This is a genomic window from Hominisplanchenecus faecis (assembly GCF_020687205.1).
Lineage (GTDB): Bacteria > Bacillota > Clostridia > Lachnospirales > Lachnospiraceae > Hominisplanchenecus > Hominisplanchenecus faecis.
Genome location: NZ_JAJEQE010000021.1, coordinates 14,340 through 35,973, shown reverse-complemented (window position 1 = coordinate 35,973; position 21,634 = coordinate 14,340). Strand labels below are relative to the sequence as shown.

Here is a 21,634-nt window from a genome sequence, read left to right as displayed (position 1 = left end):
AATGAAAAGACTGAATCTCGATAACCATTCTCCATTTCATAAAACAGGTCATACTTCGAAAGGAGATCAGCGAAAATGGAAAGTTGGAGACAGATGGTATAAGGCAGATTATATGGGATATGAAAGTCTGGCAGAAGTTCTGGACAAGGAGGAAATGATTATGCCGGCATCATTTATAGAAAAAGCAGGGATGGAATTAGTTGGAACATTTGTCAAAAACGTTGGTTTAGAGGCTGGGAAAAGGGTGATCTATGGAAAACCTCAAAAACCGAAAGAAAACCATCTGACTGAGATTAAAGAAGTGAAAGAGTCTGTAGAGATCGTGAATTGTTCCTATGGCTGGCTTCTTTTTCTTGCCGGTACTTGCCGGTGAGACTACATTTGCACTGGCAGGGACTGGTGCAGCAGCTATGGTATATACGGTGAATAGTACGGTTTTGCTTGGCGGACTGATCAAGAGATTTTTGGGAAGCTGAAAGCGGATTATAATGTAGTTTTTCTCCTCTGCAACCGCTTTATGCTGGTTATTTTTCCTCACGGCTGGTATGATAAAGAAAAACGAAAGCGAGGGATGGATATGACGATGGCAGAACGTTTGCAGAGACTTCGAAAAGAGCATCATTTTTCTCAGGAGCAGCTGGCGGAGAGACTTCAGGTTTCCAGGCAGGCGGTATCAAAGTGGGAAAATGGACAGACTGCTCCGGATCTGGATAATATCATTGCGATGAGTAATCTGTATGAGGTAACAACGGACTATATTTTAATAGGAAGAGAAAGATATCCAAAAGAGAACGGAAAAAAAGACAGGAAGCGAAAGAGCGGAATGTTATGCCTTGGAGGCGGTATCATTCTGACCCTTTTACTTCCTTTGTTTGCAAAAATGTATCAGGAATGGATTTTCATGGCAGAAGGAAGTGCCTATACCAATTTCCTGTATTATTTGACAGAATTTCCGATGCTTGGTGTCACCGTTCTTGCAGTTGCGGGGATTGTTCTCGGCATCTGGCTTTTGCGGCAAAATTCAAGTCGAACGCACGTGAGACTTGGTGCGTGATTCTGGTCAGCGAAAGCTGACATATTCTTCTCAGAATCACTGCGTATCCTCGCGGACAAGCAGCTTTTTGTAAGTCCGGTCAATACCGATCGCTCCAAGCGGTGCGGTGATCAGGATCGCCAGCACTGCGACAGAGAGCACGATCTGTCCGCAGGCAAGTCCCATGGAAAGTGGGACGGAACCGATCGCAGCCTGAACGGTTGCTTTTGGAAGATAGGCGATCACGCAGAAAAGACGTTCTTTGAAATTCAGTGAAGTTTTTGTCATGCACAGGCAGACACCGACGGCACGGAAAACAAGAGCCAGCAGGATCATGGCGACTGCGGCGATTCCGGCCTGCATCGTATAGCGGATGTCTACAGCGGCACCGACCAGTACAAAGAGCAGGATCTCGGCAGCGATCCAGAGCTTGCCAAACTTCAGTGACAGACGATTGGTGACATCGATGGGACTTTTCAGCTTTAACACGCATGCCATACTGACAACGGCAAGAAGTCCGGAAATGGCAACGATTCCTTTGAGGCGGTTCTCCAGTGCCATGCAGAGAAAAGCAAGGCTGAGCAGGATCAGGACTTTCAGACTGCTGCGGATGCTATGCTCCTGTTTATGGCAGGTTTCAAAAAACAGGGCGAGCAGGTAACCGATCATGGCACCGATCACGATGCCAAGCAGGATGGATACCGGAATGTTTACGAAATCCATGATGTTTGCAGAACCACCCTGAGCCATGCTCGAAAATGTAGAAAACAGTACAATGACAAAAATATCATCACAGGATGCCCCGGCCATAATGAGCTGGGGTATACTTTTTTCGGTGCCATAATTTGTTTCCATGAGCTGGACCATACGCGGGATGACGACGGCAGGGGAAACGGCAGCGAGCACAGATCCCATGACTGCTGCCTCGATTTTGGAAATGCCGAGCAAAGTCGGTGCCAGCAGAACATATCCGATGATCTCGAATGTGGCGGGAACAAAGGACATCAGAATCGCAGGACGACCGACCTTTTTCAGGTCAGAAAGATTCAGAGAAAGCCCGGCCTTGATCAGGATAATGATCAGTGCTATCTGCCGCAGATCGGATGATATGGATAATACGGAATCATCCAGCAGGTTCAGCACATACGGACCAAGCAAAATGCCGGCAAGCAGCATACCGATGATACGGGGCAGCTTCAGCTTCTCAAAAAGAGATGCCAGGAGCAGGCCGGTCAGAAAAATGAGTGCAAGTGATGTTAACATAAAGACCTCCTTTATTATAATGAAACTATGAGAAACACGCTTTGCGGGTTTCTCAAGTTATCGCGGCAGTCGCCAAGGTCTCGTGCAAGCACGGACTTTGGCTTGTTGCTCGCATAAAAAAAGCTGGTGATCCTGCGAAATCGCAGAAGTCATCAGCTTATATACAAGCGGTTTGGTTAAAAACCAGGGAGAACCTCATTCCCGGCAGTCATTATATAATGGAAGAATTTGTTTGTAAAGGAGAAAGTGAATAAGCTGCTCAGAGGAAAATGTGGATAACTACAAAATATTACAAATATTTCAAAAATGTTAAAATGACATAATCAACAATTAAGTAAACGAAAATGAAACATCTATTGTTCAAAAGTTGAAAAATGCCGAAAATTTACTTGGGTAAAATGACAAAAATCAAGAAAACAGGTTATACATATTGCAACAAATAATGTTTGAAATGTGATAAAATTATGGAAACATCTCATAAAATTGTATGTGACTGAAAAAAATATGTTGTAAAATGTAACGAATCTGTAACATTTACCTTGACATGTAACAAATTCTTCACTTATAATGCAGGTACATCAACTGCGGAAGGAGGAATGGCATTATGTGGCTGCTGGGAGTGATCTTAGATAATATCTGTGGTTTTTTTAAGGTATGTTTTTCACGTACACTCAGCAAACAGATTTATCGCAACTGTGCAGTTCTTATGACAGGTACAGTTGTGGTGGCTGTATTGGTTTTTACAGCGGGCAGTTTTACCGGAGGAGGAAAGAATCAGGTATATGCTGTAAAAGCCTCCCGAAATGCAGAAGAAGCAGGTGAGGGTGAGGATGTGAAGGAAGAGGAGCTTCAGGCAGGTCTGATGGGAATTGTTGCCAGCGTAAACAAGCTGGAAGCGTACTCGCAGGCAGCGGATGGCGTTGATCTTGAGACGGCGAATCAGGAGATCCTTGCCGGAACATCACGAATCAGAAAAAATGCCCTCTACCAGAAGTACGTGGAGGAGTGTGCAAAAAACATCGGAAGCATCGGCTATTATGCACAGCAGAAAGTGCTGGAAAATCAGATGGATGGGAATGATTATTACACACTTCTTCAGATCGTAGAAGCGGAGGCGACAGGGGGAGACATCAAAAGTAAGATCCTGATCGCCAATGTCGTGCTCAATCGTGTAAAGGATTCCAGATTTCCAGATACGATCTACGATGTTGTCTGGCAGACGGCGGGCGGTTCGCCGCAGTTTTCCCCTACCGACGACGGCAGGATCTATACGGTCTCGATCACGGATGATACGATCGAGGCGGTAGACCGGGCATTGGCCGGGGAAGATTATTCGCAGGGGGCACTGTTCTTTGCAGCACGTGCCAGTGCGGAAGCCCAGAATATGGTCTGGTTTGACCAGAATCTGGTGCAGATGTTTGAATATGGCGGACACGAATTTTTCTGTTTTGCGGATGAATGATCCGCTGCATGAGAAAAAACCGGGGGCATGGTAAGAAGTGTCTCCGGTTTTTCTCAACTTCGTTCCTTTGCTCTTGCACAGTGAAAAAAGGTATGTTATAATCTGGAATTAAGCGTGGAGAGACTGCATCAGATGTAAGGTGACTCCCGTAAAGTTTATCGCAAAATATGGCGTTTGAAGGAAAGGACGGCTGTTATGAATCTTTTATACAAAAGTACCAGAAGTAACGATGTCGAAGTAACTGCATCCCAGGCAATCCTGAAAGGACTGGCAGATGATGGCGGTCTGTTTGTACCGGAGAGTCTTCCGGCACTGGAAGCAGATATGGACACCCTTGCAGGGATGAGCTACCAGGAGACTGCATATGAAGTTATGCGTCAGTTTCTTACCGATTTTACGGAAGAGGAACTGAAAGACTGCATCGCAAAAGCATACGATGAGAAATTCGATACAAAGGAGATCGCTCCGCTTGTAAAAAAAGATGAGGCTTATTATCTGGAACTGTTCCACGGAAAGACGATTGCTTTTAAGGATATGGCATTGTCCATTCTGCCGCATCTTCTGACCACATCCTCAAAGAAAAATCAGGTGAAGAATGAGATCGTGATCCTCACAGCAACATCCGGAGATACCGGAAAAGCAGCACTTGCGGGATTTGCAGATGTACCTGGAACAAAGATCATTGTATTCTATCCGAAAAACGGCGTAAGCCCGATCCAGGAAAAGCAGATGGTAACACAGAAAGGTGCCAATACTTTTGTAGTAGGGATCCATGGCAATTTTGATGATGCACAGACAGGCGTGAAAAAAATGTTTGGTGACAAAGAACTGGCAGCACAGATGGACAAGGCAGGATACCAGTTCTCTTCCGCAAACTCCATCAATATCGGAAGACTGGTTCCGCAGGTTGTTTACTATGTATATGCTTATGCAAAAATGTATGCAAACGGTGAAGTGGCAAAGGGAGAAAAGATCAATGTCGTAGTACCTACCGGAAACTTCGGAAATATTCTGGCAGCCTACTATGCAAAGAACATGGGTGTGCCGATCGACAAGCTGATCTGTGCTTCCAACGACAACAAGGTTCTCTATGATTTCTTCCGCACCGGAACGTATGACAGAAATCGTGAGTTTATTCTGACAACATCTCCGTCCATGGATATCCTGATCTCCAGCAACCTGGAGCGTCTGATCTACAAGATCGCAGGTGCAGATGCAGCAAAAGATGTAACTCTGATGCAGAATCTGGCAGCAGAAGGCAAATATGAGATTACAGATGAGATGAAAGCTCAGCTGAAAGATTTCTACGGCAACTATGCAAATGAAAAAGAAACTGCCGAAGAAATCGCAGAAGTTTACAAAAAAACAGGTTATATTATGGACACACATACCGCTGTTGCTTCCAGAGTATACCGCAAGTATGTGGCAGAGACCGGTGATCAGACCAAGACCGTGATCGCATCAACAGCAAGTCCGTATAAATTCACCAGAAGTGTTATGGATGCCCTTGATGCAGAAAAGTACAAAGGCATGGGTGATTTCGAACTGGTAGACGCACTGAGCAAACTGTCCGGTGTGAAAGTTCCGCAGGCGATCGAAGAGATCCGTACCGCACCGGTTCTTCACAAGAATGTGGTAGAGACAGAGGATATGCCAAAGATCGTAAAACAGTTCTTAAATATCTGAGATGCCGGATCTGAAGCTATAAAGCATGAAGTAATGGCAGGACATCTTTGAAACATAACATCATATTTTAAAACCAAAGCAGGAGAAGGAGCACCGTTTTTCCATGTTCCATCTCCTGTTTTTGCGTATCCGGGAAGCTGTGGTTTCTGAAGAATGCAATAAGAAATTAAATAAAGTTTAAGAAAGCGGGCGTTGCGGCGGCATATTATACTATGTATAATATATCAGATGGAAGTTACTTTATAACGGAGCAATTCACAGGTATCATGATACCAAGATGAACACAAAAACTATTAAGAAGGGATTTATGAATAGATGAAAGAAAAATTGATCACGTTTGCAGTGCCATGCTACAATTCGCAGGATTACATGCAGCGATGCCTGAGGTCGCTGATGGCGGGAGGCGAGGAGGTAGAGATCATCGTGATCGATGATGGCTCCACGGATCGGACCGGTGAAATCGCAGATTGCTATGCAGAAAAGTATCCGGAAACAGTCAGAGCGGTACATCAGAAAAACGGTGGTCACTGAGCCGGAGTGAACAAAGGACTGTCTCTGGCAGCCGGAGAATATTTCAAAGTGGTGGATTCGGATGACTGGCTGGATGAGGAAGCTCTGAAAAAGTTATTGACGGAGATCCGAAAAAGAAAGAGACAGAGGGCTTTAGCGGATCTGATCATCTGCAACTATCTGTACGACCATTTATATGAAGGAAAACAGAAACGGATGGGCTATGAGAATGTATTTCGCGATGGAAAAGTCTGTACTTGGGATACCATCGGGAAATTTCATCCATCGCAGTACCTTGTGATGCACGCTCAGATCTGCCGGACAGAAGTACTTCGAAGGTCAGGCGTACGCCTGCCGCGGCATACGTTTTATGTGGACGATCTGTTTGCCAACCAGCCGCTTCCGTTTGTAAAGACGATCCTGTACCTGGATCTGGATCTCTACCATTATTTCCTTGGAAGAGAGGATCAGTCGGTCAATGAGCAGGTGCTGATGAAAAGGATCGACCAACAGATTCTGGTCACAAAAATGGTTTCCGGGTGTGCGGATTTGAAGCAAGTACAGAAGGAACATCCAAAACTGGCGGATTATCTGGTACGGAATCTGTCAATCATGCTGTCGATTTCTTCCATTCATCTTTTGCTGATCGGAACGGAAGAGGCAATGGAAAAAAGAAACGAACTGTGGGAGTATATGAGAAGAAGAGGAAACGGTCTTTATTGGAAGCTTCGCTTCGGGACCGTGAGCGGTTTTACTTATCTGCCTGGAAAAGCAGGGACGGCACTTACACTGGCAGGTTATCGCCTGGCAAAACAGTGCTATCATTTTAACTGATCGGAAGGAGAGAAGCTATGGAACAGATTTATCTGGCTTTTGTGGATACACCGGGATTCTTTGCGTCCATCATCCGTAGGGTGATCGGGATCCCTTATGTGCATGTGGTCCTTTCGATGGATGCCGATCTAAGAGAGGCCTACAGTGTGGGTAGAAGGAATCCGGCCGTTCCGCTGATCGCCGGCTTTGAAAAAGAAAATACGCTGGAGATCGAGGCAGTATTTCCGCATGCAAAATATAAAGTAGTCCGTATGCAGTGTACGGCAGAACAGAAAAAAAGTATTGCAAGACAGCTTTTGCAGTGCTATAAACAAAGAAAGCGATATCACTACTGTATTATCGGACTGCCTTTCATCCTGTTTCAGATACCGTTTTATCAGAAGAATCATTATACCTGTTCTTCTTTTGTGACGAATATCCTGGAGCAGAATGGCATTTCGCTTTTCCAGAAGCATTTCTCGCTTGTGACACCAAGGGATTTTTACGAACTGGAACAGACAGAAACCATTTTCGAAGGATCTCTGCATGATTTTAACAGAAAGGTTTATTTAATGATAGGAGCAGCTTATGAATCGTAAAAATTTGATCAGTGCGGCGTTTTTCCTGCTACTGTTGACCGCTACCATTGTGGTTATTTTTCAGGGAAATGATATGAATACCGTAGTTGCTGCCATGCAGACTTTAAGCCCGGTTTATCTGGTGGCTGCAGCTCTTACGGCTTTGTTCTTTACATCCGCGGAAGGCATTATGATCTGGTATCTTCTTGACAGTCTGGAGGGGAAAACCCCTCTTTTTTCCTGCATCAAATATTCGTTTGTGGGATTTTTTTATTCCGGTATCACACCGTCTGCAACAGGCGGACAGCCGATGCAGCTTTATTACATGCAGAAAGAAGGGCATAAAGTATCGGACAGCAGCGTGGTGCTTATGACGGTGGCGGTGGTATACAAACTGGTACTGGCCCTTATGGGCGTTGCCATTTTGCTTTTTTACCGCACGCAGCTGATGGGATATCTTGGAAACTATATTTATCTTTATTATCTTGGACTGTTTCTGAATACGGCACTGGTGGTGATCCTGCTGTTTGTCATGATCAGCCCACGCTGCTTTAAGAGTCTGGTACTTGGCGGCGAAGCAGTGCTCAAAAAACTGCACATTCTCAAAAAATCAGGAAAACGAAAAGAAAAACTGATCGAGATGGCAGATCAGTACCATGAAGCAGTTGTATTTCTGATCGGGCATAAAAACAAGATCGCATTTGTGCTGATCCTGACGTTTATCCAGAGATGCAGTGTGTTTTTTATGACCTGGCTGATCTACAAAGGCATGGGGCTTACCGGAGAATCTGTGCTCAGTATCATGATCCTTCAGGCATCTGTTTATATTGCAGTTGATATGCTGCCGCTTCCGGGAGCACAGGGAATCACAGAGATTATGTACAAAGCATCCTTTGGACAGGTCTTTAAAGGGGCACTGCTTCCGGCGTCCATGTGCCTGACAAGAGGTCTGAATTTCTATTTTCTGCTGATCGTCAGTGCTGTTACCGCCATGTACTGTCATTTCAGCGTCCGCAGAAAAGGCCTGAAAGGATCCTGGCGAAGCGAAGAAGCCAAATCTTAGAGGCATTTCCGGACAAAAAAAGACAAAAGAATCCGGTTTGTTAAAAAAAGACTGGACGAAATCGTCGATTTATGAGAAAATAATGTGAAAGTATTTTGCAGCCTCCTGTGATCGCAAAAAAAGGGAGGCGGCTAATTACTATATGCAATTTATTTTTGAAAGGAGTCTTAAAATGATTTATTCACGTGAAGTAGAAGAAATGTGCCCAGTTGCACAGGGCGTTCATCATGGCGCTGCTCCAATTCCAGAAGAAGCAAAGTGGGTACAGGCAAAAGAAGTTAAAGACATTTCCGGATTTACACATGGTGTAGGCTGGTGTGCTCCTCAGCAGGGTGCATGTAAGCTGAGCCTGAATGTAAAGGAAGGTATCATCCAGGAAGCTCTGGTAGAGACCATCGGATGTTCCGGTATGACACACTCTGCTGCTATGGCTGCTGAGATCCTGCCGGGTCTGACTGTAATGGAAGCTCTGAATACAGACCTTGTCTGTGATGCTATCAATACCGCTATGAGAGAACTGTTCCTGCAGATCGTATACGGAAGAAGCCAGAGTGCTTTCTCTGAAGATGGTCTGGCAGTTGGCGCTGGTCTGGAAGACCTGGGTAAAGGACTTCGCTCACAGGTTGGTACAATGTACGGTACATTAAAGAAAGGTCCTCGTTACCTTGAAATGGCAGAAGGTTATGTAACAGGCATCGCTCTGGATGCTGATGATCTGATCATCGGATACCAGTTCGTAAACCTTGGAAAGATGACAGACTTCATCAAAAAAGGTGATGACCCTAATACTGCATGGGAAAAATCCAAAGGTCAGTATGGCCGCGTAGCTGATGCTGTTAAGATTATTGACCCGCGTAAAGAATAATTAGAGGAGGTAACAGGAAATGGCTTTATTTGAATCATATGAGAGACGAATTGACAAGATCAATTCTGTTTTAAATAGTTACGGAATTGCTTCTATCGAAGAAGCTGAAAAGATCACAAAAGATGCTGGACTGGATGTATATGCTCAGGTCAAGAGCATTCAGCCGATCTGTTTTGAGAATGCTTGCTGGGCTTACACAGTAGGTGCTGCAATCGCAATCAAAAAAGGCTGCAGAAGAGCTGCTGATGCTGCTGCTGCAATCGGTGAAGGTCTTCAGTCTTTCTGTATTCCGGGTTCTGTTGCTGACACACGTAAAGTAGGTCTGGGACATGGTAACTTAGGAAAAATGCTGCTGGAAGAAGAAACAGAATGTTTCGCATTCCTGGCAGGTCACGAATCTTTCGCTGCTGCTGAAGGTGCGATCGGTATCGCAGAAAAAGCAAACAAAGTTCGTAAAAAACCGCTGCGTGTTATCCTGAACGGTCTGGGTAAAGACGCTGCACAGATCATCTCCAGAATCAACGGTTTCACATTCGTTGAGACAGAGTATGATCCATACACAAACGAAGTAAAAGAAGTATCCAGAAAAGCTTATTCTGAAGGACTTCGTGCAAAAGTAAACTGCTACGGTGCAAACAGTGTACCGGAAGGTGTAGCTATCATGTGGAAAGAAGGCGTTGACGTTTCTATCACAGGTAACTCCACAAACCCGACACGTTTCCAGCATCCGGTTGCAGGTACATACAAAAAAGAATGTCTTGAAAAAGGTAAGAAATACTTCTCAGTAGCTTCCGGTGGTGGTACAGGACGTACACTGCATCCGGATAACATGGCTGCAGGTCCAGCTTCTTATGGTATGACAGATACTCTGGGACGTATGCACTCTGATGCACAGTTCGCAGGTTCTTCTTCTGTTCCGGCTCACGTAGAAATGATGGGTCTGATCGGTGCAGGTAACAACCCAATGGTTGGTATGACTGTTGCAGTTGCAGTTTCGATCGAGGAAGCAGCAAAAGCTGGTAAATTCTAAAAAATAAACAAAAAAGTTTTATTTAAATGAAAATAACAGGCACTTTCCGTAAAGGAGAGTGCCTGTTATTTTGAACGCAGAGAAGCATTCCCCCGCTTCAAGTGTGCAGAGCACCGATTATATAAAACCAGAGCTATTGGCAGTGGCACTGGTTTTATATTTTGTTGGCATTGGGCTGAAACATTCTCAGACCATACCCTGTGAAAAAGAGGAAAAAGAGGAATGATCCGTCACGAAGGGAAACGTAAAGATTATGTAAAAAGATGTATTTTGCAAAGAAGATGTGCTAAAATTGTCAGGGGATGCCTGATCAGGTCATCAAGTCATAACATTATTTCTGCACAGGTACATCGTGATTTCAGACTTTTCGTTGTGACATCCTTTTAAGCATAAAAAGCACAAAAGAGGTATAGATATGGAGTCAAAATCAAAAAAAACTGTCTTATGGAAACTTTTTCTGTCTACGTTTTATCTCAGTACATTCACGTTTGGCGGAGGCTATGTGATCGTGAGTCTGATGAAAAAGAAATTTGTTGATGAGTATCACTGGATCGATGAGAATGAGATGCTGGATCTGGTGGCGATCGCACAGTCGGCACCGGGAGCTGTGGCAGTGAACGGAGCAATCGCAGTCGGCTATAAGCTGGCAGGGCTTACCGGCGTGGTGACAGCCGTCTTTGGGACATTGCTTCCACAGTTTGTAATCATTGCGGCAATCTCGGTCTGTTATCAGATCTTCTGCAAAAATTTTATTGTAAGCCAGATGCTGCTTGGCATGCAGGCCGGAGTCGGGGCAGTGATCGCTGTTGTGGTATATGAGATGGCGGGTGAGGTGGCAAAACAAAAAGATGCCATTTCCTGGATCATTATGGCAGCTGCCTTTCTGGCGGCAACGGTGTTTCAAGTCAATGTTGTATACATTGTGATCGCAAGCGGTCTGTTGGGATTTTTACGTTCAAAGTACGGAAAGAGGAAAATATCATGATTTATCTGAAATTATTTTTTGCATTTCTTCAGATTGGAATGTTCAGTTTTGGAGGCGGTTATGCGGCAATGCCTCTGATACAGCACCAGGTAGTGGACACGTATCACTGGTTAGATGGGAAAGGGTTCGCAGATCTTGTCACGATCTCGCAGATGACACCTGGTCCGATCGCCACAAATGCAGCTACGTTTGTCGGAATGAACACGGCAGGGCTTGCGGGAGCTCTGATTGCAACGTTTGGATGTATTCTGCCGTCCTGTATTTTGGTTACATTTATTGCTTACTTCTATTTAAAATATCAAAAGCTCGCAGCACTTCATGGTATTCTTTCTTCCCTGCGTCCGGCAGTGATCGCACTGATCGCATCGGCCAGCATTTCCATCTTGGTTTCTGCCTTCTGGAACGGACAGACTGTGATCCGTCTGCCGGATACCGACTGGGGCATGGTGATTCTGTTCGGCCTTTGCATCGTGCTGCTTCGGAAATGTAAAATGAATCCGGTGACCGTTATGTTTCTGGCCGGTATTCTGAAAGTTTTGCTGGCAGAAGGTCAGAAGATTTTGTAAAATTCTGGTAATTGTTCAGTGGCTTCACCGTTGTGGATCAAAATACATTTTCTGTACATTGACATTTAAGGCTATAGAGGGTAAAATTGAAAAAACTGATGATGTATATCAAAATAAAATGAACGAAACGATGATGGAGGATAAAGAAATGCAGATACTCAAAGACAGAATCAGAAAAGACGGTAAGATTAGAGAAGGCAATGTGCTGAAAGTGGACAGCTTTTTGAATCATCAGATGGATGTATCCCTGTTCCGTGAGATCGGAAAAGAGTTCAAACGCAGATTTGAAGGGGAAGAGATCACAAAGATCCTGACGATCGAGGCATCCGGTATCGGTATTGCCTGTGTTGTTGCCGAAGTTTTCAACGTTCCGGTTGTCTTTGCAAAGAAGACGCAGACCAAAAATATCGCAGGAGATGTCTATACCACACAGGTGGAGTCCTATACTCACGGAAGAATCTACGACATCATCGTTTCCAGGGAGTTTCTCGGACCGGATGACAAAGTGCTGCTGATCGATGACTTTATGGCAAACGGAAAGGCAATGGAGGGACTGATCCAGATCGTAAAAGATTCCGGTGCACAGCTGGTCGGAGCCGGTATCGTGATCGAGAAAGGCTTCCAGCCAGGCGGCGATGCCCTGCGTGATCAGGGAGTACACCTGGAATCTCTCGCTATCGTAGAGAGTATGGATGAAAAAACCGGAGAGATCGTATTCCGATAAGCTTTACGATTTCTTTACAATTGCAGATTTTCTTTACAAAAACATAACCAAGGATTAACCAGCCCATGCTTTTTGTGGGCTGGTTTTGTGTTATCTTAAGGTTGTTCACAAAGAACAGAAAAATCAGAAACTGACAGATGCCGAATGAAAAACTGGTAAAAATAAAACGAAAACGGCACAGCGGGTCAGGAGAGGAGATTATTATTATGAAGAACCTTAAGAAATTGACAGCTTTAGCAGGAATTTGTGCAGTGACAGTAGCAAGTCTGGCAGCATGCGGACAGTCAGGCACGACAACAGAGACAAAGGCAGATACAAACGCAGCACAGACAGAGGCAGGAAGCCAGGCGGCTGAAAGCACTGCAGACAGTGCCAAAGATACACAGGCAGCAAGTGAAGCTTCCGCAGATTTGAGCGGCAGCATTACCATGGCAGGAAGTACTTCTATGGAGAAACTGGCAAACGCCGTTGCAGAAGCTTTCATGGAGAAATATCCGAATGTAACCGTAAATGCAGAATTTACCGGATCTTCCGCAGGTATTGAATCCCTTCTTTCCGGAAGCGTAGATATCGGAAACTCTTCCCGTGCACTGGAAGACAGTGAAAAACAGAATGGTGCAGTAGAAAACATCGTAGCGATCGACGGTATTGCAGTTGTAGTAAATCCGGATACAAAAGTAGAGAATCTGACAAAAGAACAGCTGGCACAGATCTACACAGGTGAGATCACAGACTGGGCAGATGTAGACGGAGACTCCGCGCCGATTGTTGTGATCGGACGTGAAGCAGGTTCCGGTACGAGAGGAGCTTTTGAAGAACTGCTGGATGTTGCAGATAAATGTACATATGCAAGCGAACTGGACAGCACCGGAGCTGTTATGGCAAAAGTAGCTTCCACACCGGGCTCCATCGGATACGTATCTCTGGATGTCCTGGATGACACGGTAAAAGCCCTGAAACTGGAAGGTGTAGAGCCGACAGCAGAAAACATCAAAGCAGGAAATTATTTCCTGAGCCGCCCGTTTGTTATGGCGACAAAAGGAGAGATCTCAGAACAGAGCGAACCGGTACAGGCACTGTTTGACTATCTTTCTTCCGCAGAAGGAAAAGATCTGATCAGCTCCGTAGGTCTGATCACTGTAGACTAACTGGAAAAAACGAAGGCTTGGTGTAAAGAATGGAAGATAAGAAAAGCAAATTCAGTATTTTAAGTGCAAAAGGATCCCGCTCGGCGGTAGAAACAACGGCACAGATCATATTTACCATATGTTCGGTCGTTGCAGTTGCGGCAGTCTTTTCGATCACACTCTACATGATCATCAGCGGAACCCCTGCGATTTTCAAAGTCGGTCTCCTTGACATTCTCTTTGGAAGTGTCTGGGCACCGACGGCGGCAACGCCATCCTACGGTATCCTGTACATTATCCTCACATCGATCGTAGGAACGGCACTTGCCATCCTGATCGGTGTGCCGATCGGTATTCTGACCGCAGTCTTTCTTGCGGAAGCTGCACCGAAAAAACTGGCAGCCGTTGTAAAACCGGCGGTGGAACTTCTGGCAGGCATTCCTTCGGTTATTTACGGACTGGTCGGCATCCTGGTGCTCAATCCGGTAATGTACAAACTGGAGCTGTTTCTCTTTCAAAATTCAAAAACACACCAGTTCACCGGAGGAGCGAACCTGATTTCAGCTGTGATCGTACTGGCAATTATGATCCTCCCAACGGTAATAAATATCAGTGAGTCTGCACTGAAAGCAGTACCGCAGAATCTGAAATCAGCATCGCTGGCTTTGGGAGCCTCCCATATCCAGACTATTTTCAAGGTGATGATCCCGGCGGCAAAATCCGGTATCATTACAGCCATCGTACTTGGAACAGGAAGAGCGATCGGTGAAGCGATGGCGATCACTTTAGTAGCAGGAAGTTCGGTAAATCCGCCGTTCCCATTCAATTCGGTTCGCTTTCTGACAACAGCGATCGTAAGTGAAATGGGATATGCAGCAGATTTACACAGACAGGTTTTATTCACGATCGGTCTGGTGCTGTTTGTATTCATCATGCTGATCAATGTGGTTCTGACACGGATACTGAAGAAGGGAATAGACGACGATGCAAAGTGAGAATTCAATTTATAATAAAAAAACACATGGCATGGACAAGTTCCTGTACGGATGCATTTATCTGTCAGCAGCCATAGCAGTTTCTGTTCTTCTGATGATCATCTGTTATGTAACGGTAAGAGGAATCGGAAGTGTAAGCCTGGAGTTTCTGACAACGGTAACAAGTGCAAGAAAAGGAACGGTCGGCATTGCCGGAAATATTGTCAATACGCTGTATATCATTGTGATCACGCTGGTGATCGCAACGCCGATCGGTGTGGGAAGTGCCATTTATCTGAATGAGTATGCCAAACCGGGCAAGATTGTAAGGATCATTGAATTTACAACCGAGACACTTTCCGGTATCCCGTCGATTATTTTCGGACTTTTCGGAAGCGTATTTTTTGGAACAACGCTGCACCTTGGTTATTCTCTGCTGACCGGTGCTCTGACTTTGAGCCTTATGATCCTGCCACTGATCACGCGAAACACGCAGGAAGCTCTGCGTACGGTTCCGGATTCTTACCGGAGCGGAGCACTTGGCATGGGAGCAACAAAATGGCATATGATCCGCACGATCCTGCTTCCGTCTGCCATGCCCGGTATCATCACCGGAGTGATTCTGGCGATCGGACGTATCGTCGGAGAATCGGCAGCCCTGCTCTTTACGGCTGGAAGCGGTTATCTGCTCCCGAAAGCGGGAGGATGGCTTTCCAAGATCCTGCAGCCGGGCGGAACTTTGACGATCCAGCTGTATCTTAGCAGCTCAAAAGCGGAATATAATGTAGCGTTTGGAATTGCATTTGTACTTCTTGTGATCGTACTGTGCATCAATTTCCTGACAAAATATCTGGCGAAGCGTTTCGATGTAACGCGGATGAAATAAAAGAAAGAGGAGCATCACCATGGAAAATACAAAAATCAGTGTGCAGGATCTGAACCTGCACTACGGAACGAATCATGCGTTAAAACATGTCAATATGGAGATTCGGGAAAATGCGATCACTGCATTTATCGGTCCGTCCGGATGCGGTAAATCCACCTTTCTGAAGTGCTTAAATCGTATGAATGACCTGGTTGAGAACGTAAAAATAGAAGGAAAAGTCCTGATTGACGGAGAAGATATCTACAGTCCGAAGGCAGATACCACACTGCTTCGAAAAAAAGTGGGTATGGTATTTCAGCAGGCAAATCCATTCCCGATGAGCATTTATGATAATATCGCTTATGGACCGAGGATCCATGGCATTAAAGATAAAGCGACACTCGATCAGATCGTGGAAGAGAGTCTGCGTGGAGCAGCGATCTTTGATGAGGTAAAAGACCGCCTGAAAAAATCAGCACTGGGGCTTTCCGGCGGACAGCAGCAGCGTCTCTGTATTGCAAGAGCACTGGCCGTACAGCCGGACGTGCTTTTAATGGATGAGCCGACATCGGCACTTGATCCGATCTCTACTTTAAAAATTGAAGAGCTGATGGTAGAGCTGAAGAAAAAATATACGGTTGTTGTTGTCACCCATAACATGCAGCAGGCAGCACGTGTATCGGATGACACCGCATTCTTCTTGGTAGGAGAAGTGATCGAGTTTAACCATACCGATGACATCTTTGCGAGACCGCAGGATAAGAGGACCGAAGATTATATTACAGGACGTTTTGGTTGATTGGGGGAAAAACAATGTCAGTGAGAATGAATTTTGAACACGAACTGGAGACTCTTCGCGAAAACATGGATGCCATGGGAAAGGGGATTCAGCAGGCTTTTGCAGATCTGCTCTCAGCGATTGCACTTAATGATCTGGAAGAATTGGACAGAATCCAGAAAAATGACCGTAAGATCAATGAGATGGAGCGTAAGATTGAAGCAGAATGTCTGCTGCTTCTGACCAGGCAGCAGCCGGTGCTGGCAAGTGATTTGCGTATCGTATCTTCTGTTATGAAAGCAGTCGGTGACATGGAACGTATCGGTGACCATGCAGCGGATATCGCAGATATGGCAGTGCGTCTGAACGGTATCAGCTACAAAGAGTATGCACCGTCCATGCCGGAGATGCTCGAAGAGACCAGAAAGATCCTCTGTGATGGGGTAGAGCTTTTTATGGCAAGAGATAAAGAGCAGGCAAAAGAATTTTATAAAAGAGACGATAAGATTGATGACCTTTTCAACCAGGTGAAAGAGGAACTGGTTGCCTGCCTGAAAGAAGGCAAAAAAGACACCGATGCCTGTGTGGATCTTCTGATGGTTGCAAAATATCTGGAACGTATCGGTGACCATGCAGTCAATATCTCAGAGTGGGAAGTATTTAAAGAGACCGGAAGCATCAAAAACGAAAGAATCCTTTGATACATGAGCTCACAAATGCTGCTTGCTTCCGTTGTTTTCCTGTTTTTTCGGCTTGACGTGAAGTGTGAAAACCTTTATAATAGAAAAAACACAGAACAAAGGAAGAAATTATGAGAGTTATCGCAGGCAAAGCCAGGAGACTGGCACTTAAGACGGTTCCCGGAATGGAGACCAGACCGACCACGGACCGGATTAAAGAAACGCTTTTTAATATGATACAGGATGAACTATACGGTATCCGTTTTCTGGATCTGTTTTCCGGGAGCGGTGCGATAGGAATTGAGGCACTCAGCAGAGGAGCAAAGGAAGCAGTCTTTGTGGAAAAAAATCCTGCCGCAGTGTGTTGCATCCGCGAAAACCTGAAGTTTACTAGGTTGGACGCGGATGCTTTTGTTGTGCAGTCAGATGTTTTTGCTGCACTGGATCGTCTGAGACGTGAGATCGAGGACGGCAAGGAGAGCTTTGGTGTCATTTTTATGGACCCTCCTTACAACCAGGAGCTGGAAAAGCGAGTCCTTTCCTGCTTAAAAGACAGCAAAGTGGCAGATGAGCGTACCCTGATCATTATAGAGGCATCTCTGGAGACTGATTTTTCCTATCTTAAGGAATTTGGGTTCCGTGTACTGAAACGCAAAGAATATAAGACAAATGTTCATATGTTTATAGAGAAGGAGAAAAAGGAGTTATGAGAAGAGCTGTCTACCCTGGAAGTTTTGATCCGGTTACGTTCGGACATCTTGATATCATCCGTCGTTCCGCTGTTCTGGTGGATGAACTGATCGTCGGTGTGCTGACAAATAGTGCAAAAACGCCGTTGTTTTCTGCCGAAGAACGTGTTAATATATTAGCTGATGTCACCAAGGATATCGGAAATGTGACAATAAAGGCATTTGATGGTCTGTCCGTAGATTTTGCAAGGAACTGCGGAGCACAGTTTATGGTGAGGGGTCTGCGGGCGATCACCGATTTTGATTACGAACTGCAGATGTCGCAGACCAACCGCATCCTGCGCTCAGATATTGATACGATTTTCTTATCGACCAGTCTGGAATATGCCTACTTAAGTTCGACAACGGTCAAAGAGATCGCCAGCTACCATGGCGATATCTCCAAATTTGTGCCGGAGTCGGTGATTGAGAAGATATATCAAAAAATGGAAGTGTCAAAGCAGGATTGAGAAAGTGCGAAGTACAAAACAATCCGTAAGGCATCTTTAAATTAGAACTAGAACCAGAAATCAGAATAAAAAATAGGAGTGATAACGATGAGCAGCAGAATTGAGCAGATTATTGAAGAAATCGAGGAGTATGTAGACAGTTGTAAATTCCAGCCACTCTCTTCTACAAAGATCGTGGTAAATAAAGAAGAACTGGAAGAGCTTCTGCGTGAGCTTCGTATGAAGACACCGGATGAGATCAAACGTTACCAGAAGATCATCAGCAACAAAGATGCGATCCTGGCAGACGCACAGTCCAAAGCAGATGCGATCATCGCAGACGCAAAGACACAGGCACAGCAGATGGTTACGGAAAGTGAAGTTATGCAGCAGGCATATGCACAGTCCAATGAGCTGCTGGAGAACACCAACCAGCAGGCACAGGAGATCATGGACAATGCAACAACCGATGCCAACAACATCCGTATGGGTGCACTGCAGTACACCGATGAGATGCTGGCAAATCTGGAAAAGATCATGAGCCATACGATCGATGCAGCAGGCGAGAAATACAATACTTTCATCAATTCGATCCAGTCCTGCTACGATATCGTAAACAAGAACAGACGCGAGCTGTCACCGGGCGGAAACCCTGCATCTTATGCAGCACCGCAGCAGGATGCGGATTACGATGACGACGAGGCTTAAAAAAGGCCCGGAAGCAGCGTAATGCAGAGTATTTCACACAGAAATATCAGCAGAGCGAGCAGTATTTTGGTAAAAAAATAGCTACGAAGAGATAAGGGGGTGTCTTTTATGACACTCCCTGTTTGCATGAAAGAGCAAAGACCGCCAAAAGCCAGAAACGGGAGCAATATCACATAACTTTGCGGATAAGCAAATGCGGCAGTGACGGCAGGGATTCCGCCTGTAATTTCCAGAAAGCAGGAGAAAAAAGCGGCACTTTCTGCACGTATGCGGGGTATGTGTGTGATCACATTGGATAAGACAGCAAACAATATAATATAACCGCCAAGCTTTAACAGGACTGAGAGGGCATCTTGGAGGCAGGCATCAAGCAGTGTAAGAGAAAGCACGGGACTCGATGTCTTTTTTTCACGGAGAGAAAAGGAACTGCCGCAAAAGAAAAATGCCATCAGACAGACAAAAGCAGGTATTATGTACAGAAAAGAGACGGTGATCCCGGCTTTCTCCGGGTGTTTTAAGTGCAGTGTCAGAAAATAGGTGATAAGAAAAGCCGGACTTACGTTGTTGCAGAAACCGAAGAGCATGGAAGCTTCCTTTGGATCGATCTGATCGGTTTTTAAAAGATCGGCAAGAATTTTGGCACCGGAAGGATAACCGAAAAAAAAGCCGCACAGGAACGCATAAAGCCCGGCCGGGGAGAGATGGAGATATTTTCGGGTAAAAAGTCCGGGCAGGAAGAGAAGATGTTCAATCAGGCGGCTCTGGATCAGGATGTTGGAAAAGACCATGAACGGCAGAAGGGTGGGAACCAGAGTGAAAAACCACAGGTTCAGTCCCATTTTTGCACCTTCAAAGACCAGACCAGGGAAAAACAGCAGAATCACAAACAGGGTAGCACCAAGAAGCGAAGAAAAGAAAGATTTCATAAAAAATTCCTCTTTTTGCGTATCGTATGCATCAATTCAAAAACATATGCATATAAAAATAAGACAGCATTTGTGAGGGGAGCTTCGGATGAAGAAAAAGCGACCGGATGATACGATTAGAAAAAGGATCTGTTTTCTGTTCCTTGCAGTGCTTGTTCTTTTTGTCGGAATGGCGATATTCCATCATGAAAAGAGAAAATATGCTCTGCATGACAGAGTCATTGAAATGGAACATTTCCGTTCTATGCAGGCAGGCGGCAGCTTGCAGGAAGAAACAGCAGAACTTCAGAAACAGAGCGGACTTTCGAAAGGAAAACTGCTGGCACTTGCTTTTGCGGGTGCTCAGGCGTCTTTTCCAAAGAAAATGCCGACGATCGATGAGCTGCAGCAGACGGCGAAGTGGATGTACCGTTATCGCCCGAAACAATATGAGATGCTGGAAAATGCGTTCTGTGCGGTATGGGATGATCTTGTCTGCTTTCCAGTAAAATGCAGGGTATCTTATGAGGATTCCTGGATGGAAGAACGCACCTACGGCGGCAAACGGGGGCATGAGGGGACGGATCTGATGCCGCCGACAAATCAGAGAGGGTTTTATCCGGTATTTTCTGCCACAGCCGGGACGGTTGAGCATATGGGATGGCTTCAAAAGGGCGGATGGCGGATCGGAATCCGCAGTGAACAGGGCGGTTACTTTTATTATGCCCATCTCTCGGAATATGCACCGAGGATGGAAGAAGGGAAAACAGTAGAAGCCGGCGAAATGCTGGGCTATATGGGGGACAGCGGTTACGGAGAAGAGGGCACGGTCGGTCAGTTTGCCGTACATCTGCATTTTGGCATTTACATACAGACGGCAGACGGGCAGGAAGTCAGTGTCGATCCTTACTGGATCTTAAAAGGTCTGGAGGGAGAACCTTGAGGTGACAGTTGGAAAAAAGGAAAAATTATGCTATACTGGTCTGACTGAGGAAGGACGGTAAGTAATGTAGGAGGAGTGGTTTTTATGGAAATACAGTTATGGAAGGATATTTTAAATCCATATGAGCTGGCGGTGGAGGAACTGCTGGTAAAATTTAATCATCTGATCAAAGAGTACCAGGATCGGGGTATGTACTCGCCGATGGAGCAGGTCTGCGGCAGAGTCAAATCGATCTCCAGTATTTTAGATAAAGCACAGAAGAAAAACATTGAAGTTGACAAGATTGAAGAACAGCTGGATGATATCGCAGGCATCCGCATCATCTGCCAGTTTGTGGAGGATATTGAGAAGGTGGCAGATCTTATAAGAAACCGCTCCGATATGCAGGTCGTTACGGAAAAGGACTATATCAATCATATGAAATCGAGCGGTTACCGCAGTTACCATATGATCGTGTCTTACCCGGTGGAGACCTTTTCCGGAACAAAGACCATCCGCGTGGAGATCCAGATCCGTACTCTGGCGATGAATTTCTGGTCTACGATCGAACATTCGCTTCAGTATAAATATAAACAGCATATGCCGGATCACATCCGGGAGAAACTGAGCCGCGTTGCCGATGCGATCATTGTGCTGGACAATGAGATGTCAACGGTACGCAGCGAGATCATGGATGCACAGAATTCCTGCCAGATCCAGACGAATCTGGTCAAAGATATTTTAAATAATATCCAGAATCTGTATACGATTGCCAACAAACGGGAACTTGTCAAGATCCAGGATGAGTTTTACCGGATCTATGAGACAAAGGATCTGGAACAGCTGCGTCGTTTTCACAGCGATCTGGACAATATCACAGAAGGTTACCATGTGCAGGCATTTAAGTGATCTTGATGTAT

Annotated in this window: 25 protein-coding genes, 1 pseudogene and 1 riboswitch; of the genes and pseudogenes, 24 read left to right on the top strand and 2 right to left on the bottom strand. The window is 45.4% G+C overall.

Annotated elements, in window-relative coordinates; translation table 11 throughout:
* Position 1 precedes the first annotated feature (1 nt).
* From LKD42_RS07730 to LKD42_RS07720, 3 genes are all read left to right on the top strand, one after another.
* Complete coding sequence (locus tag LKD42_RS07730; protein ID WP_248835319.1) at positions 2–373, top strand: hypothetical protein; 372 nt, start codon at positions 2–4, stop codon at positions 371–373.
* Positions 336–476: a hypothetical protein gene (locus LKD42_RS07725; RefSeq protein WP_248835318.1), complete on the top strand. Its 141-nt coding sequence runs from the start codon at positions 336–338 to the stop codon at positions 474–476. The genes LKD42_RS07730 and LKD42_RS07725 overlap by 38 nt, the downstream gene beginning before the upstream one ends.
* A 95-nt stretch (positions 477–571) precedes the next feature.
* The gene (locus tag LKD42_RS07720) at positions 572–1,054 is read left to right on the top strand and encodes a helix-turn-helix transcriptional regulator (RefSeq protein WP_248835317.1); all 483 of its coding nucleotides are present in this window, start codon (positions 572–574) and stop codon (positions 1,052–1,054) included.
* A 36-nt stretch (positions 1,055–1,090) separates the two neighbouring features.
* On the opposite strand, the gene LKD42_RS07715 is transcribed toward LKD42_RS07720, so the two are convergent.
* Complete coding sequence (locus tag LKD42_RS07715) at positions 1,091–2,296, bottom strand: cation:proton antiporter (RefSeq protein WP_248835316.1); 1,206 nt, start codon at positions 2,294–2,296, stop codon at positions 1,091–1,093.
* A gap of 136 nt (positions 2,297–2,432) precedes the next feature.
* A riboswitch (Fluoride riboswitch) is annotated at positions 2,433–2,508 on the bottom strand.
* 392 nt (positions 2,509–2,900) lie between these two features.
* On the opposite strand from LKD42_RS07715, the gene LKD42_RS07710 reads away from it, so the two are divergent.
* The 18 genes and pseudogenes from LKD42_RS07710 (at position 2,901) to LKD42_RS07625 (ending at position 18,887) form a co-directional block, all read left to right on the top strand.
* A complete protein-coding gene (locus LKD42_RS07710) occupies positions 2,901–3,758 on the top strand; it encodes a cell wall hydrolase (protein ID WP_147631236.1) in 858 nt (285 codons plus the stop codon).
* Positions 3,759–3,953: 195 nt separating this feature from the next.
* Positions 3,954–5,444: a threonine synthase gene (gene thrC, locus LKD42_RS07705; protein WP_248835315.1), complete on the top strand. Its 1,491-nt coding sequence runs from the start codon at positions 3,954–3,956 to the stop codon at positions 5,442–5,444.
* Between the two features lie 315 nt (positions 5,445–5,759).
* A pseudogene (locus LKD42_RS07700) lies at positions 5,760–6,788 on the top strand (glycosyltransferase family 2 protein).
* 17 nt (positions 6,789–6,805) lie between these two features.
* Positions 6,806–7,366: a hypothetical protein gene (locus LKD42_RS07695; protein WP_022118725.1), complete on the top strand. Its 561-nt coding sequence runs from the start codon at positions 6,806–6,808 to the stop codon at positions 7,364–7,366.
* Positions 7,356–8,408 carry a lysylphosphatidylglycerol synthase transmembrane domain-containing protein gene (locus LKD42_RS07690; protein ID WP_248835314.1) on the top strand — a complete coding sequence of 351 codons (1,053 nt, stop codon included), beginning with the start codon at positions 7,356–7,358 and terminating at the stop codon, positions 8,406–8,408. The genes LKD42_RS07695 and LKD42_RS07690 overlap by 11 nt, the downstream gene beginning before the upstream one ends.
* A 172-nt stretch (positions 8,409–8,580) precedes the next feature.
* Positions 8,581–9,273, top strand: a complete 693-nt coding sequence (locus LKD42_RS07685; RefSeq protein WP_022118727.1) for an iron-sulfur cluster assembly scaffold protein — start codon at positions 8,581–8,583, stop codon at positions 9,271–9,273.
* Positions 9,274–9,292: 19 nt separating this feature from the next.
* Entirely contained in the window at positions 9,293–10,303 is a 1,011-nt protein-coding gene (locus tag LKD42_RS07680; RefSeq protein ID WP_022118728.1) for a GGGtGRT protein, read from the top strand.
* A gap of 415 nt (positions 10,304–10,718) precedes the next feature.
* A complete protein-coding gene (locus LKD42_RS07675; RefSeq protein ID WP_248835313.1) occupies positions 10,719–11,288 on the top strand; it encodes a chromate transporter in 570 nt (189 codons plus the stop codon).
* On the top strand, positions 11,285–11,854 hold the full coding sequence (locus LKD42_RS07670) for a chromate transporter (RefSeq protein WP_248835312.1): 570 nt from the start codon (positions 11,285–11,287) through the stop codon (positions 11,852–11,854). The genes LKD42_RS07675 and LKD42_RS07670 overlap by 4 nt, the downstream gene beginning before the upstream one ends.
* A gap of 148 nt (positions 11,855–12,002) precedes the next feature.
* Entirely contained in the window at positions 12,003–12,578 is a 576-nt protein-coding gene (locus tag LKD42_RS07665) for a xanthine phosphoribosyltransferase (RefSeq protein WP_022118539.1), read from the top strand.
* A gap of 203 nt (positions 12,579–12,781) precedes the next feature.
* Positions 12,782–13,726 (top strand): phosphate ABC transporter substrate-binding protein PstS family protein, encoded by a 945-nt coding sequence (locus LKD42_RS07660; RefSeq protein WP_248835326.1) that lies wholly within the window; start codon positions 12,782–12,784, stop codon positions 13,724–13,726.
* Between the two features lie 29 nt (positions 13,727–13,755).
* The gene (pstC, locus tag LKD42_RS07655) at positions 13,756–14,700 is read left to right on the top strand and encodes a phosphate ABC transporter permease subunit PstC (RefSeq protein ID WP_173896250.1); all 945 of its coding nucleotides are present in this window, start codon (positions 13,756–13,758) and stop codon (positions 14,698–14,700) included.
* Positions 14,690–15,565 carry a phosphate ABC transporter permease PstA gene (gene pstA / locus LKD42_RS07650; RefSeq protein WP_147631243.1) on the top strand — a complete coding sequence of 292 codons (876 nt, stop codon included), beginning with the start codon at positions 14,690–14,692 and terminating at the stop codon, positions 15,563–15,565. Before pstC ends, pstA begins: the two co-directional genes overlap by 11 nt.
* A 19-nt stretch (positions 15,566–15,584) precedes the next feature.
* Complete coding sequence (gene pstB / locus LKD42_RS07645; RefSeq protein WP_022118543.1) at positions 15,585–16,343, top strand: phosphate ABC transporter ATP-binding protein PstB; 759 nt, start codon at positions 15,585–15,587, stop codon at positions 16,341–16,343.
* Positions 16,344–16,357: 14 nt separating this feature from the next.
* Positions 16,358–17,023, top strand: a complete 666-nt coding sequence (gene phoU / locus LKD42_RS07640; RefSeq protein WP_022118544.1) for a phosphate signaling complex protein PhoU — start codon at positions 16,358–16,360, stop codon at positions 17,021–17,023.
* Between the two features lie 110 nt (positions 17,024–17,133).
* Positions 17,134–17,712 (top strand): 16S rRNA (guanine(966)-N(2))-methyltransferase RsmD, encoded by a 579-nt coding sequence (gene rsmD / locus LKD42_RS07635; protein WP_022118545.1) that lies wholly within the window; start codon positions 17,134–17,136, stop codon positions 17,710–17,712.
* Positions 17,709–18,200: a pantetheine-phosphate adenylyltransferase gene (gene coaD / locus LKD42_RS07630; RefSeq protein WP_022118546.1), complete on the top strand. Its 492-nt coding sequence runs from the start codon at positions 17,709–17,711 to the stop codon at positions 18,198–18,200. The genes rsmD and coaD overlap by 4 nt, the downstream gene beginning before the upstream one ends.
* An 87-nt stretch (positions 18,201–18,287) precedes the next feature.
* A complete protein-coding gene (locus LKD42_RS07625; RefSeq protein WP_147631245.1) occupies positions 18,288–18,887 on the top strand; it encodes an ATP synthase F0 subunit B in 600 nt (199 codons plus the stop codon).
* On the opposite strand, the gene LKD42_RS15500 is transcribed toward LKD42_RS07625, so the two are convergent.
* The gene (locus LKD42_RS15500; protein WP_408610694.1) at positions 18,884–19,675 is read right to left on the bottom strand and encodes a hypothetical protein; all 792 of its coding nucleotides are present in this window, start codon (positions 19,673–19,675) and stop codon (positions 18,884–18,886) included. The two genes, LKD42_RS07625 and LKD42_RS15500, sit on opposite strands and share 4 nt — an antisense overlap.
* On the opposite strand from LKD42_RS15500, the gene LKD42_RS07620 reads away from it, so the two are divergent.
* The 3 genes from LKD42_RS07620 (at position 19,589) to LKD42_RS07610 (ending at position 21,623) form a co-directional block, all read left to right on the top strand.
* The gene (locus tag LKD42_RS07620) at positions 19,589–19,924 is read left to right on the top strand and encodes a hypothetical protein (protein WP_248835310.1); all 336 of its coding nucleotides are present in this window, start codon (positions 19,589–19,591) and stop codon (positions 19,922–19,924) included. The genes LKD42_RS15500 and LKD42_RS07620 overlap by 87 nt on opposite strands.
* Positions 19,902–20,735 (top strand): M23 family metallopeptidase, encoded by an 834-nt coding sequence (locus LKD42_RS07615; RefSeq protein ID WP_248835309.1) that lies wholly within the window; start codon positions 19,902–19,904, stop codon positions 20,733–20,735. The genes LKD42_RS07620 and LKD42_RS07615 overlap by 23 nt, the downstream gene beginning before the upstream one ends.
* Before the next feature lie 84 nt (positions 20,736–20,819).
* Positions 20,820–21,623, top strand: a complete 804-nt coding sequence (locus LKD42_RS07610; protein WP_147631247.1) for a GTP pyrophosphokinase — start codon at positions 20,820–20,822, stop codon at positions 21,621–21,623.
* The last annotated feature ends 11 nt before the right edge of the window (positions 21,624–21,634 follow it).